Annotated in this window: 11 protein-coding genes; 4 read left to right on the plus strand and 7 right to left on the minus strand. The window is 62.7% G+C overall.

Features of this window, described 5'->3' with window-relative positions; translation table 11 throughout:
* Positions 1-704 precede the first annotated feature (704 nt).
* From AB0K21_RS06350 to AB0K21_RS06360, 3 genes are all read left to right on the plus strand, one after another.
* A complete protein-coding gene (locus tag AB0K21_RS06350; RefSeq protein WP_364148282.1) occupies positions 705-4286 on the plus strand; it encodes a DUF4082 domain-containing protein in 3582 nt (1193 codons plus the stop codon).
* 139 nt (positions 4287-4425) lie between these two features.
* On the plus strand, positions 4426-4701 hold the full coding sequence (locus AB0K21_RS06355; protein ID WP_343983097.1) for a helix-turn-helix domain-containing protein: 276 nt from the start codon (positions 4426-4428) through the stop codon (positions 4699-4701).
* On the plus strand, positions 4593-5264 hold the full coding sequence (locus AB0K21_RS06360) for a winged helix-turn-helix domain-containing protein (RefSeq protein ID WP_364148285.1): 672 nt from the start codon (positions 4593-4595) through the stop codon (positions 5262-5264). Before AB0K21_RS06355 ends, AB0K21_RS06360 begins: the two co-directional genes overlap by 109 nt.
* 112 nt (positions 5265-5376) lie before the next feature.
* Here the strand turns inward: AB0K21_RS06360 and AB0K21_RS06365 are convergent, their stop codons facing one another.
* Together AB0K21_RS06365 and AB0K21_RS06370 are read right to left on the minus strand one after the other, a co-directional pair.
* On the minus strand, positions 5377-6084 hold the full coding sequence (locus AB0K21_RS06365) for a WbqC family protein (RefSeq protein ID WP_364148287.1): 708 nt from the start codon (positions 6082-6084) through the stop codon (positions 5377-5379).
* 64 nt (positions 6085-6148) lie between these two features.
* Complete coding sequence (locus AB0K21_RS06370) at positions 6149-7150, minus strand: glycosyltransferase (RefSeq protein ID WP_343983103.1); 1002 nt, start codon at positions 7148-7150, stop codon at positions 6149-6151.
* 825 nt (positions 7151-7975) lie between these two features.
* Between AB0K21_RS06370 and AB0K21_RS06375 the strand changes: the two genes are divergently transcribed.
* Positions 7976-8485, plus strand: coding sequence for a GNAT family protein (locus AB0K21_RS06375; RefSeq protein WP_030923499.1), 510 nt, complete (start codon positions 7976-7978; stop codon positions 8483-8485).
* A gap of 318 nt (positions 8486-8803) precedes the next feature.
* Here the strand turns inward: AB0K21_RS06375 and AB0K21_RS06380 are convergent, their stop codons facing one another.
* The 5 genes from AB0K21_RS06380 to AB0K21_RS06400 form a co-directional block, all read right to left on the minus strand.
* Positions 8804-8974 carry a GDP-mannose 4,6-dehydratase gene (locus tag AB0K21_RS06380; protein WP_364148291.1) on the minus strand — a complete coding sequence of 57 codons (171 nt, stop codon included), beginning with the start codon at positions 8972-8974 and terminating at the stop codon, positions 8804-8806.
* A 159-nt stretch (positions 8975-9133) separates the two neighbouring features.
* Positions 9134-10201: a glucose-1-phosphate thymidylyltransferase gene (locus tag AB0K21_RS06385; RefSeq protein WP_343983115.1), complete on the minus strand. Its 1068-nt coding sequence runs from the start codon at positions 10199-10201 to the stop codon at positions 9134-9136.
* Positions 10202-10333: 132 nt separating this feature from the next.
* On the minus strand, positions 10334-10798 hold the full coding sequence (locus AB0K21_RS06390; protein ID WP_343983118.1) for a GtrA family protein: 465 nt from the start codon (positions 10796-10798) through the stop codon (positions 10334-10336).
* 620 nt (positions 10799-11418) lie between these two features.
* Positions 11419-12573, minus strand: coding sequence for a dTDP-4-amino-4,6-dideoxygalactose transaminase (gene rffA, locus AB0K21_RS06395; protein WP_343983121.1), 1155 nt, complete (start codon positions 12571-12573; stop codon positions 11419-11421).
* A gap of 110 nt (positions 12574-12683) precedes the next feature.
* On the minus strand, positions 12684-13565 hold the full coding sequence (locus AB0K21_RS06400; RefSeq protein WP_343983124.1) for a class I SAM-dependent methyltransferase: 882 nt from the start codon (positions 13563-13565) through the stop codon (positions 12684-12686).
* Positions 13566-14289 lie beyond the last annotated feature (724 nt).

Genomic DNA, 14289 nt, shown 5'->3' on the forward strand with positions numbered 1-14289 from the left:
CGTCAGCGGCTTTCGGTGTCCGGGCGGCGTGGTGGCCTGGTTCACGCCCGCCGGGCGAGGTTCCACGCGCCCGCAGACGTCCTTCTGATCGTCCGGCGGCTTGCCACCGGCAGGCTGGTGCGGGCAATGCCCGCAGCCCACACGACGGCCATGGTGACCTACTCGGCCCAAGGCCGTCGTGCGGCGCGGGATCAGGCGAGTGCGCGTGGACATGGAGAGCGGAGAAAACCAGACGCGCAGCCTGCGGATGTATCGCCGGGGCCGGACGCGGGAGGGACGGCCCGCGATGCGGCGGAGCTCGACGGTCACGAGATCGTCATCACAGCACAGCAGGCAGAACCAGCGAGCGGATCACAGCTGATCGCGGTGGCGGTGCATCAGATCTGGTCGATGGAACTGCCACGCTCGCGGCCTCAACCCTCGAGGTCCGAGAGCGTCGGCTCACCGCCACCCGTCTCGGCGGCGCCATCGCCGTCCATGAGGCCCGGGTCCGGTCTGCTGAGGGCAGGTCACCAGAGTCGACCCGGCCGTCGGCGCGGGCTGCCTTGACGCGGCCGTCAGGAGTGCCCCTTTCAACAGAAGCTCAATAAAGGTCTGGCAAGGACACCCCCAGGTGGGAGCGGCCCTGGCCCCTTTCGGTCATCAGATTGTCAGGCTTTCAGTCGGCTAGTCATCTACTGCGATGGTTCGAGTGAGGAGTTTAAGTGCCAGACGACAAGCAACAGTCCGATCCGAGGTTGCGGCGGATTCTCCGGAGCGCGATCACCTTCGGAGGCGGCGCGGTGGCCATGCTCGGCTTACTGGGGGCGGCCTTACCTCCTCTCCCCGCCCCGGAGGCCGCATCGCTGACCGTGATGGCGTCGGCAGGCCCGATGGAGAACGGGATGGAATCCGCCAGGCCGACGCCGAGCAATTCCAGGCTCATCCCCTCTCCCTCCCCTTCCGACGAGACATCGCCCGTCAAGGGCGCGACTGACAGCGCACACGGCACGAAGATCAGGAGTCGGTCTCCCCATGCCCTGAGACGCAGAGCCGACTGCCCGCCCACTTCTGTCGTCTGTATAGAGAACAGTCTGCCGGGCACTCCTCCCAGTCAGTGGGACGTACCGACCCAGAGCACCAACATCGAGGGGTACGTCACTCAAATGAGCGTGAACAAGGGGGAGAACGTCCAATTCAAGGTGAACACCAATGCGACCAATTATCGTATAGATATTTACCGCATTGGATATTACGGCGGCATGGGCGCACGGCTGATAACGACGATCGAGCCCTCCGCTGCCTTGCCCCAGACGCAACCGGCCTGTTTGGGTGACACGACGACCGGTCTAATCGATTGCGGAAACTGGGGGCTGTCGGCCTCCTGGCCGGTACCGAATGACGCCGTTTCCGGAGTCTATGCTGCGAATTTGATACGGGAAGACGGCACGGCCGGGACCAGTCAGATCCTGTTCATCATCCGAGACGATTCTCGCAATTCGGATATCTTACTTCAAACCTCTGACACCACATGGCAGGCGTACAACCAGTATGGCGGCAACAGCCTCTATCTCGGCAAGCCGGTGGGGCGCGCCTACAAGGTCAGCTACAACCGCCCGCTTTTTACCCGCAGTAGTTTCTTCATGGCCGAGTATCCTCTGGTCAGATGGATCGAGGCCAACGGGTACGACGTCAGCTACACCAGCAGTGTCGACACGGCCAGCCGGGGGGCGGAGCTGCTTGAACACAAGATATTCGTCTCCTCCGGACATGACGAGTACTGGTCCAATGAAACGCGAAACAATGTCCAGAACGCCCGGGACAACGGGGTGAGTCTCATCTTCCTCTCTGGAAACCAGGTTTTCTGGAAAACCAGATGGGAGAACTCTCTGGATGCAACGGGCACCCCTTTCCGGACACTGGTCTGCTACAAGGAGACTCACGCCAACGCCAAGATCGATCCGAGTCCACAGTGGACAGGGACGTGGCGCGATCCCCGTTTCTCCCCTCCATCGGATGGCGGAAGACCCGAGAACGCCTTAAGCGGAACGTTTTTCATGGTGAATACCCCGGCAAACGATGCCATCTCCGTTTCCGCCGAATACAGCGACATGCGACTGTGGCGCAACACGTCTATCGCCAGTCTGCAACCCGGCCAGACGGCGACCTTTCCCGTTGGAACGCTGGGGTACGAGTGGGACGAAGCAACCGACAACGGGTTCGCACCGGCGGGGCTGGTGAAGTTCTCCAAGACAACCTTGGTCAAAACATCGACGTACCTGCTCAACTTCGGCAGCACCTACGGCGCCGGAACCCCGACACACAGCCTTACGCTCTACAGGCATGCGAGTGGCGCGCTGGTCTTCGGCACGGGGACCGTCCAGTGGTCCTGGGGACTCGATGACAATCATGATTTGAAACCCGCAGGCGGCGGCCGCTTGGGCGGTACGCCCCCCACGGACATCCGGATGCAGCAGGCGACAGTCAACCTGCTGGCCGACATGAAAACCCAGCCGGCCAGCATCCAGCCGGGTCTGGTTCCGGCGGTCGCGTCAACGGACACCACTCCGCCCACGTCGGCAATCACCTATCCGGCAAGCGGCGGCACCGTACCCGCTGGAACCGTCATCCCCGTTCAAGGGACGGCGGCTGACACCGGAGGCGGGGTCGTCGGCGGAGTCGAGGTTTCATTCGACGGCGGGACGAGATGGTTTCAGGCAACGGGTCGCACCAGTTGGCGATACAACTGGACAACGCCCAGCAGCGGAACGGTAACGGTCAAATCCCGAGCGGTCGATGACATCGGAAATATTCAGGGGACTCCGACGGAACTGACCGTCACCGTCGTCCCAGGGTGTTCACCCTGCAGCATCTGGCCACCGTCGGCCGTTCCGGCCATCCAATCCCAGCCCGATGCCAATGCCAGCACGGCCGGCGTGAAATTCAAGGCGGCCACGGCCGGAACCATCAACAGCATCCGCTTCTACAAGGGTCCGCAGAACACCGGGACGCACGTCGGAAGCCTGTGGACCAGCAGCGGCCAGCTGCTCGCGAGCGCGACCTTCACCAACGAGACCGCGTCCGGGTGGCAACAGGTGAACTTCCCCACACCCGTGAACATCGCCGCCAACACCACCTACATCGCCTCCTACCACACCACATCCGGCTTCTATTCCGTAACAAGGCCCTACTTCACCACGCAATACACGAACAGCCCGCTCCTCGCACTCGCGAACGGCGCGGAAGGCGGAAACGGCGTATACAAGTACGGCGCCACGGACTCCTTCCCAACCGCCTCCTATCAAGCCAGCAACTACTGGGTGGATGTCGTATTCACCCCCTCGAACAGCCTGTGGAACAACGCAGCGGTCCCGGCCGTTCAATCCCAGCCCGATGCCAATGCCAGCACGGCCGGCGTGAAATTCAAGGCGGCCACGGCCGGAACCATCAACGGCATCCGCTTCTACAAGGGTCCGCAGAACACCGGGACGCACGTCGGAAGCCTGTGGACCAGCAGCGGCCAGCTGCTCGCGAGCGCGACCTTCACCAACGAGACCGCGTCCGGGTGGCAACAGGTGAACTTCCCCACACCCGTGAACATCACCGCCAACACCACCTACATCGCCTCCTACTACACCACATCCGGATTCTATTCCGTAACGAGACCCTACTTCACCACGCAATACATGAACAGCCCGCTCATCGCGCTCGCGAACGGCGCGGAAGGCGGAAACGGCGTATACAAATACGGCGCCACGAACTCCTTCCCAACCGACACCTATCAAGCCAGCAACTACTGGGTGGACGTCGTATTCACCCCCTCGAACAGCCTGTGGGACAACACGGTGGTCCCGGCCGTCCAATCCCAGCCCGACACCAGTGCCATTACACTCGGTGTGAAATTCAAGACGACCACGGCCGGAACCATCGACGGCATCCGCTTCTACAAGGGGCCGCAGAACACCGGGACGCACACCGGAAGCCTGTGGACCACCGATGGCCAACTGCTCGCGAGCGCGGTCTTCACCAACGAGACCGCATCCGGGTGGCAACAGGTGAACTTCCCCACACCCGTGGAGATCACCCCCAACACCACCTACATCGCCTCCTACCACACCACATCGGGATACTGGTCGGTAACGAGGCCCTACTTCACCACGCAATACGCAAACGGCCCGCTCATCGCGCTCGCGGATGGCGCGGCAGGCGGAAACGGCGTATACCGCTACGGCGCAGTGAATAATTTCCCTGTCAACAGCAACCAATCCAGCAACTACTGGGTTGATGTGGTGTTCACTTCGCCTTAGTAATCCAGCCACAGATTACGGTCTTACCGGGACCGAGCTTCCACGCGTCGTTCAGGAAAACGAGCCGCTCAGGCCCGTGATGTCGTGGAAGCTCGGATGCCGTCTTTTCGGCTTCGAGAGGGACAGGGATTTCTCCGAAGTGAATCTGCCGGTTGTTGAAGCCGCTGACCTGTTCGCGCGGGGAGGGCCGGCGCCGGAGGTGGCCCGCCGGTTCCGGGTCAGCCGGATGTCGGCCAACCGCCGGTACCGGGCCTGGCAGGCCGGCGGCATCGAGGCGCCGGCCTCCAAGGGTCCCGGCGGGGACAAGTGCCGCCTGGACGAGACCCTCCTGGCCCGGTTGACGGCCGGCGCGGCCCGGCCGCGCAAGGCTACACCGAGGATCGGCGCTGGACCCTGGCCCGGGTCGCGGACTTGATCGCTGCGCTGTTTCGTATCCGCTATACCCCGCGCGGGGTCTCCTACCTGCTGCACCGCATCGACTGGACTCCTCAGACGCACGTCCATCGCGCCATCGAGCGCGACGAGGAGGTGATCGAGACCTGGGCCGCCGAGCAGTGGCCGGCGATGAAAGGGCGGCGCTCGACCTGGGCGCCCGGCTGTGCTGGGAAGACAGGCCGGAGCCCAAGGCCACCACTCCGGCCTGCTGGACGGCGGTGGCCGTCACCGTCATGTCCTGGCCTGGTCGGCCTTCCGACAGCTCCACCAGACCCGCGCGCTGATCAGCCACTACCGCCGACGCGGCGATCCCCTCCCGCGAGATCTGCGAATGTAGTACCCGCACCCCTGACCTGCCCGCTTCGCACGCCGTCGTTCACGGACTCGCCAAGACTTCCGCCGGGCTCACCCCGTCCTGCAGCGACGGCCCCGTGGAAGACGCCACCAAAGTCGAACCTCTCAAAGCCGGATGTAGGGCCGAGCAGGCCTCCCATCGCTTCATCGGAGAATCCTGCTCGCGCAGACGGGGTGCGGCCGGAATAAGGGAGAAACAGGCCACGTGCCAAGTCGGCTGCTCGAACTCGTGGGGATCGGCCCACCCCATTCGAAAATACCGTGTGATGTGATCCCGGTTGAAACAGTATCGAGCCGGCGCTCACCGTGATGCCCGCCCAGAAGTAGCGATCTTCAGGTATTCGATGGCATTCGGCCCCGTGTTGAATATAAGATCAAGGACGCTCACCCGGTGGTCGAACGGCGGGTGGAGCTGTGGATATTCCGGGTAGCTCGAGTAGTCGAACCATCGCAACTCGATGCCCGCTCTCCGAAAGAGGCTCTCATCGAGGTAGGCCCGCGCAGTCGGACCGGTAATATATTCATGGGCCCCCGCCTTCTGGCATAAATCGACGAGGCGCTCCGTCTTGGATCCCGTGGTGACGTAGTCGGTGGACCAGCGCAGATCGGCTCGGATGCCAAGGACCGAACAGAGCCCTTCGAGGAAATGTCTGTTTATTTCGGAAAGCCGATCATCCCGGCATCCATGGTAAAGCGCCTCCAGGGCCGGCGCGAACTCGTCGAAATATGCGGCCTTCCGATACGCCTGTGTGAGAGCTCGCCAGTGCATGATGTTCCAGTTCGGGTCGGCAATGACCATTTCGTTGATCAGCCGGCTCCGAGGGCCGTGCGTGAGCGGGATCGAGAGCCATCTAGGACCCGCCGCCGTTTTTATACGATTACGATTACGCCAGTCTCTGTCAGTGTATTGCACCTCGTCGAGGAGTACGAACTCATCGACGTGGGCAATCAGGTCGAAATATCCTTTCCATGGAATATAATTTGATTGCACTATCGCAACTCGTTTCATGTGCCCCACACTTTCGACTTGCTCGGGCTTCGTATGGGTCTCCCGGGAAGACCCTCGGATCGGACTACCGTTCGTGAGCGCCGACTCCCGGGCGGATTAAAGTCTCCGCGTTCACGTCAGGCGTCGCCGGCAGGCGTGAGTCGCGACTTTCGGACCGCTCGCGAACGATGTACGTGGGACGCCCCATGCGCTCCACATGGATCCTGCCGAGATATTCCCCGATGATTCCAAGGGCGACCATCTGGGCAGAGGCGAACAGTGAAATCATGGACGCTATCGACGTGAACCCTTTGAGTGTGCTGTCCCCCCACCAGTAGTTCCAAAGAAAGACAGTGAGCAGGACGGCGCCGAGAGCCCCTGCCAGCAGCCCGCAATAGGTGACCAGGCGAAGCGGGACGGTGCTGTATCCAATCATGACATGGACCGCATGGCGAATGAGCATCGGAACGGTATAATTGGAGCGCCCGACAAGTCGGCGCTCTATGTTTACCGGGACGGTTCCGACCCGCATGGTGGCCCACGAGAACGAGATGTCGATTAGAGCGTGGGGGCCTGCGACCCCGTCCAATGATTCGCGCAAAAAACTGCGGAAGGCACGGAACGCGCAGATATCTTGGCCTGTTGCCTCACCGAATCGCCCAGAGAGTCCGATCTTGAGCGATCTGGAGGCGAGATCACGTATGAATCCGTGCGTCCCAGCGCATGGGACTGCGTAGACGATGTCGAGGTCAGGCCGGAGGCCTGCCAGGAGTTTGGGGATCTCTTCTGGTGGATGCTGAAGATCATCGTCCATGGTGACCACGGTGTCGTAGCGAGCACAGCGGATGCCGGCGACGAGAGCGTTGTGCTGACCGTAGTTCCGGGCCAGCAGCAGTGCGCGGACCGTTTCGTACCGATCGGCAAGCTGTTGGGCGACTTCCCATGTCTTGTCTGGTGAACCGTCGACGACGAGTATGACCTCGGACACGGAGGCGGCGGTTGACAAAACAACAAGGAGGCGATCAACCAGCACCGGAAGCGTCTGCTCGGATCGATAGCATGGAATTACGACGGATACGCTAGTCATAGTGCCAGTCTCATGACTACCAAGTCGGCCGGTCGGGCCCGCAGGCCGGATTTACACTATATTAATGAGACCAAGGACGAAACCACGATTTTCTACGCCCACCCTTGAATCTTTCATGATCTTGGAGTAATCGACTCACATCGAGTTGATCTTCTGTGGGGACGGGTTTTGAGTTCGGTCATGCCCGCGGTCCGGTCGCTGCCTAGTGCGGGTCGGCGCCATAAGGTCGGCGGAAGAGCCTTTCGTCGCGCTCGTTGGTGTTTTCGCAGTTCAAGCCGGAGATACCGGGGCCTGGATCTGCCCCAGGCGGCGATCAGGCCGGGGGTGACCACCGCAGCGCCACAGGCGGGGACGGACGCCCTTACCCCGGCATTGTTCTTGCCGGTTCTTCATGCGGATCGAGGCCGGCAGCCTTTCCGGCGATACAGCTCAGGACACGCCTCCCGCATGTTTGTCTTCGGGAGGTCACGATCCATAGCATGGCTCGGGAATGGGAGCCCCGGCCCACGTGGTCATCTTTCCTAGTTCGTTGGATAAGCAATCGAATGACTCTTTCGGATGGAATTTTACGGCTTGTCCTAAAGGCGACTGAGCGGAGGGGGCCGGATGCCGGTGAAGTGAGCATCGGCCAACGCGTTTCAGCTCGCATTCCAGCATGCCGGTCTCACATGGTCGGCTTTGAAAGTCTTGCCTGGAACGATGTCCTACGGCTCGCGTCCACCTGGCGTCCACCCGAACCGATCCGTCAGGCCGGCCTCCTCCCGAGCCGGCACCGTTGGAACCGCTCTGCCACGAGGCCTGCGCAGGCCATACGAAAGGAAGGTCATGGAGGTCATCAAACTGAGGCCGGTCCGCGAGGAGGACCTGGACGTCTTCGAGGCGGAACGGGCTACCCCCGAGCTCAGAGGCGAGCTCCAGTGGTATGGACACCGCTCTTCGCACGGGCTCCGCCAGGAGTTCGCCGAGAACGGATTCCTCGGCACCGACTCCGGTCGCCTCACCATCGACGTCGACGGTGGCCCGGCCGGATGGGTGGTGTGGTGGACGACCTCCTGGGGACCGAATTCTACGTGTTGGTGCTGGGCGATGGGCATCTGTGTCTTCTCCGACTTCCGCCGCCAAGGCATCGGAACACTGGCTCAGCGCCAGCTCGTGGACTATCTGTTCGCCCACACGCGAGCCGAGCGCATCCAGTCCTTCACGGACATCGCCAACTACGGCGAGCAGCGCGCTCTGGAGAAGGCCGGGTTCGAACGCGAGGGAATCCTGCGCCGCGCCCAATGGCGGGATGGCGGCTGGCACGACCAGATCCTCTACTCGGTGCTGCGCCCGTGAAGTCCGACAGGCCCTACGGCGGCGGGTGCGGGCCCGTCCATCAAGCCGGCTCCGCCGGACTCGGGTTCGTCAGAGTCTCCACCTGGGCCAGGGCGATTCAAACCGCAGCACTCCAGCGGTTATCGACCGGTTTTCTTCAATGGGCGCCACCAGTCCTGATGATCGCGGTACCACCGCACGACCTGGATAAGTCCCTCATCAAATAGGGCGAGTTGGGCAGCAAGGGTCCGGCTCGGTCCAGGACCCCGCGGCAATGGATCCGTACACCTCGTCCGTGGAGAGCTGAACGACTGTACGCGCGCCGGTATCGAGCGCCGCCTACAGGAGGCGTTGCAGGCCGTGCATGTTGGTGACCACGAACTCCCCGGGGCCGCTTATCGATCGGTCGACATGAGTCTCGGCGGCGAAGTTCACGATCACGTCATGCCCCGGCACCACGTCGGCCGGTAACCGGGCATCGGTGACGTCCCCCTGACGAATGTGAAGCACGGATGCTCGGCCACCGGGCGCAGATTCGCCACGTTGCCCGCATATGTGAGCTTGCCCAGCACCGTCACATGAGCATTCTCATAGCCGGGATATCCTCCCGGCAGCAGCGATCGCACATAATGGGAGCCGATGATCCAGCACCATCTGGAACAAGGATTCTCATGCCCGCACCTGAATCCTGCTGTGGTCACCGACCATGAGTTGATGCGTGTTGGGCACTCCTCTGGCCTGGATGACCTCGACGTTTCGGCCGATCAGGGAGTACGTGAGTCCTGAGACGCCTCTAATGACGGATTCTCCCAGAATTATGCTGTATTGCACCTCGGCATCCTCCAGCACGCAGCCCTCGGCGATCGAGGTATAGGGGCCGATGTACGAGCCGTTTACCTTGCTTTGGGTACCGACGACCGCAGGCCCTCGGATCACCGAGTTCTCCACCACCGCCCCGGACTCGATGACAACGCGCCCCGTTATCTCCGAGAACCCGTCAACGGTTCCCCGGATGTCTGGTTCGATCGCCTCCAGGACGATGCGATTGCATTCCAGCATGTCCTGCAGACGTCCGGTGTCTCTCCAGTAGCCGCTCACGAAGTGCGAACGGACACGGCCACCGTTGTCGATGAGCCATTTGATGGCGTCCGTGATTTCCAACTCTCCGCGGGCGGAAGGCGTGATCGCGTTGACCGCCTCATGGATGGCCGGAGAGAACGTGTAGACCCCCACGATCGCGAGATCACTACGCGGGTGCTCCGGTTTCTCTTCCAGCCCGATGATCCCGCCGTCCGGTCCAAGCTCGGCGACTCCGTAGAATTGTGGCTCGGCGACTCTGGTGAGCAGGATCTGGGCGTCGTTGTCAGCCTCGCAGAATGCCTCCACCAGGCCTCTGATACCGCCCACCAGAAAGTTGTCGCCCAGATACATCACGAACGGCTCATCGGCGAGAAACTCCCGAGCGATCAGGACACAATGCGCAAGCCCCAGGGGGGCCTCCTGGGGAATGTAGGTCACGTCGAGGCCGAACTTCGAGCCGTCCCCGACCGCCTCCCGGACCTCATGGGCCGTGTCGCCGACGATGATCCCGACGTTGCTGATGCCCGCGTCCCGTATCGCCTCAAGTCCGTAGTAGAGCACCGGTTTGTTGGCGACGGGGACCAGCTGCTTCGCCGAGGTGTGGGTCAGCGGGCGCAGCCTCGTCCCCTTGCCACCCGCTAGAACGAGTGCCTTCATGGTTGTTGAGTCCTTCCACCAAGAGCGCCTGGCCACAGCGACCGTCTGCACACTCAATTTACGCGGAGCTCCAATTAGCAGCCCGCCGCCATCCTTCACTTTTGTCAAAGAACGTATGGCATCTTGGCAAGACTAGACTTTCTCCCGATTGGGGAACGTCCACACCCGGTGCGTCAAATAGGTTAGCGGCGGACTCACGGCTATTAGCAGGCCTTGTGCCACCATAATCGGAATACCGACAAATTCCACCAGAATCGGGACACCGACAACGGACGCCGCCAGGAAGCCCAGTCCGACCGCATAGAATCTCAGGTAACCCGCGAACCACGATTCCCCGGCGGCACGAAAAACCACCAGCCTGTACCATGGATAGACGATCACCGAGGTGAGGAACTGGCAGGCCACAAGCAGGAAGACATAAGGAACCCGATCTTTGACGGCAAGCAGCCCCAGCCCCAGGAGAGCGCAATAGACTACCGCCGTCATGGCGCTGGCCAGCAGATATGCGACACGTCGGCCCCAAAATGCCGAAACCAGAGCTCGCCACCCGGAGCGTGAATCCTTCTCGTGGGCGGTCCCGCTTCCGACTTCAACCATATGGCAGTCACTCCGGATCGTGATCGAGTAACGGGATCGAATGAATTATGGTCGGCCACCGGAAATCAACCGGGGGTTGGCGTCAGAGACGGTTCCGGTCATCGCGTGTTACCGCCTGAACAGACTCTTCCGGCGCTCGTGACCTGGCTCGGGTCGCTCGTCGAGACCTGACGGATCTCAGCCTTCGTCCCGATCAACCCGCTACACCTCGATGGCGCTGAACAAAGATGTGTCAGGCGGTGACTTCCGGGTGCGGCGGAGTTGGTGGAAACCAGCGCCTTCCCAGCAGCCGCACGCATGATTCCTGTCATACGCAGATCCCGCGATGGCGTCCGCGTGCGCGGCCTCTTTGCGCACATAGCCGCCGATCTGCAAGAGAGCCGGCGAGCGTCACGGTCCGGCCGGGCGCGATCGGCCTCATGAACCGGTCGAAGCGGCCAACCGGGTATCGATGCACGATGACGTATGCGGCCGATCTGTAGACGGCCTTCGGACCTCGGAGAATGGAGGCCAGACCTCAGCGGGAGCGGCGAGACGCCCGGCCGGACACCCGGACCTGGGTGACTCCAAGGGGGATTCCCGAGCCCGTACGGCTCGCGCCTGGATCACGTCACACCCCATCAGTTCACCTCGTAGGTCTGGACGGCGTTGATCACGTGGTCGACGTCGGCCTCGGTCAGATCAGCAAACAGCGGCAGCCGTACAAGACGGTCAGCGACCTCCTCGGTGACCGGGCATCCTTCTGGGGCCACCCGCCCGTATCGCACCCCTGCGGGCGCGGAATGCAGCGGCTGGTAGTGGAATACCGCCTGCACATCCCTCTTCGAGAGGTGGGCGATCAACTCCTGCCGATTCACCAGATCCGGAAGCAAGAGATAGTACAGATGCGCCGGATGGGCGCAGCCATCTGGGACCGTCGGCTGGGCGACCCCGTTCACCGCACCCCAGTCCGCCAGTTCATCGTGATACCTGCGCCATACCGCATGGCGCCGGGCCTGGATCGTGCCGAACGACTCCAGCTGGGCGGTCAGCTGTGCGGCGAGAACATCGGACGGAAGATAGCTCGATCCGATATCGACCCATCTGTACTTGTCCACCTGCCTGCGGAAGAACCTGCTGCGATCGGTGCCCTTCTCCCGGATGATCTCGGCTCGCGCCACCAGATCCGCGTCGTTCAGAAGCAGCGCGCCTCCCTCCCCGCACTGCACGTTCTTGGTCGCGTGGAAGCTCTGGGTGGCCATGCTGCCGAACGAACCGAGAGGTCGGCCTCGATAGGCCCCGCCCAGACCGTGGGCGTTGTCCTCGACGAGCGCGAGACCATACCGTTCGCACAGTTCTCCGATCGCCTCCATCTCGCAGGCGACACCCGCGTAGTGCATGACCACGACGGCCCGGGTGCGATCGGTGATCGCGGCTTCGATCAGCCGCTCGTCCATGTTGAGGGTGTCGGGCCTGCAGTCGACGAAGACCGGCACCACCCCGCGGAGGGCATAGGCGTTGGCCATCGACATGAAGGTGAACGACGGCATGATCACCTCATCGCCGGCCTGGAGGGCGAGCAGAATCGCCGACATCTCCAGCGCGTGCGTGCAGGAGGTGGTCAGCAGCGCCCGGCCCGCCTGGGTGATCTTCTCGAGAAGCTCGGAGGCCTGCCGGGTGAACGGCCCGTCTCCGCAGGTGGATCGCCGGCATACCGCCTCGGCGAGATAGTCCAGCTCGTTCGGCGAGATATGCGTTCGGTTGAAGGGAATCGTCTCCCGATCGGTTACTTTCACAGCCGAAGTGAACAACGGAAGGATCAGTCGGCAGACGTTGCGCTGCCGTCCATTGGTGATCCATTACGTAAGTCTTAGGTCACACCGGTCAACCCTGCCGCCCCCGGCCGCTACTCCGGCCGGGCCTCCGTCGGCTTCCGCGCCTCGATCACGAACCCACTGGCCGCCACCGTGGCGTTGGGGTGCCGCGCCAGCAGGACGTCGAGGACCTTGATGGGCGAGAGCAACCACATCAGGGGGGCCAGCACGCGGTAGAGCCGCCTGCTGCCGAACGAGAGCAGGAGGGCCAGCCACTCCTGGAACGTCCACAGCATGGCCGAGGTGGGACCCGCGCCTATCCGCACATGCATCACGTCGAAACGGCTGAAGAGGGTTTTCATACCCGCCTCGGTGTAGCGCTGGTAGTCATACGGTGACGCGTGAAACGGCTGCATGAAGGGCACGTAGCACAGCACCCGCCCTCCCGGCCTGAGCACACGCCACATCTCCCGAACGTGAGCCTGCGGATCCGGTACGTGCTCGAGTACGGCGATGCTGACGATACCGGCGAGAGCCCCGTCATCGATCGGCAGTGTTCGCAGGTCACCCACAATGTCAACGTTGGCGTACGCGCCCCCGTCCACACAGAGGAGTCGTGAATCATAGCGGTTGGTACCCGACCCTAGATCCGCCACCAGATCACGATCAAGATCGAAACTCATGAGGAAGGGGCGGATGAACCGTCTCAGCAGCACGGGTGAGAGCAGTTGGATCACAAGCGGATATGCGGGCCCGAAACGGCGCTTGACGGTCTCCTTGATCCGATTGAGCGGATCGTCCCGTAGCTCGGCGTCTCCGAAGCCGGCAAAACGGAGCTGGTTTCCCGTCCGGTGACCACCGGTTCCGCAGGCCGCGCATCCGTACGACGCGTCGAGGGGAACGCGGCAGGACGGGCAGACCAATGCGGCCGCGATCCGGTCGACCGGGCACCTCATCGGTTCTTCCCCGTTCATCAGGCCCTCTCCTTCAACCGTCGCTACCATGGCTCGTTGCTCCGATACCAGCGCATGATCTGGGCGATCCTCTCCATGAACGGCTGACCGGCGAGAAGTCGCAGGCGGTCAGGACGCAGCGCGCCAGACCGGAGGGCTCCTCTCCGGCGAGGAAGGGCACGTCGAGGCCGACCCCGGAGCCGTCGCCCGCCGCTGCCCGGATCCCGCGGGCCGTGTCGCCGACGACGATCCCCACGCGGGTGACGCTCGCGTCCCAAACCGCTTCGAGCCCGTAATGGAGCACCGGCCTCTCGCTGACAGGGGGTCAGTTGTTTCGCCGGCCTGTGGGACCGCGGACGCGATCTCGTCCCCTTACCGCCTGCCGGAACAAGTGCCTCCACCGGTGTTTGAGCCCTTCCGCGAAGAACGCATGGCCTCAGCGACCACCTGTCCGCTTGAATTTATGCGGGACTCGGATTAGTGGCCGCACGCCGTCCTCCGCCTTTGCCGAAGGGCGGGCGACAAGTTGCCGGAGCCATGGGTTTCCGCCGCTGCGGAATGTCCATTGGCAGTCGGCAACCCCGGGCCAAGGAGCGCGTGACGGACCATGGCCGCCATGGCGCTGTTCATCGGACAGGTGATGCGGTGACGCCAAGACAAGTCTTTCCGCCCGGAATGCGAATGCTCGCCGCGGGCGCTTCGGCTCCCCGCTTCAACCATCCGGCACTCCGGCTCATGCTCGGCC

It is taken from the genome of Streptosporangium sp. NPDC049248 (assembly GCF_040678965.1).
In the GTDB taxonomy this organism is placed as follows: domain Bacteria; phylum Actinomycetota; class Actinomycetes; order Streptosporangiales; family Streptosporangiaceae; genus Streptosporangium; species Streptosporangium fukuiense.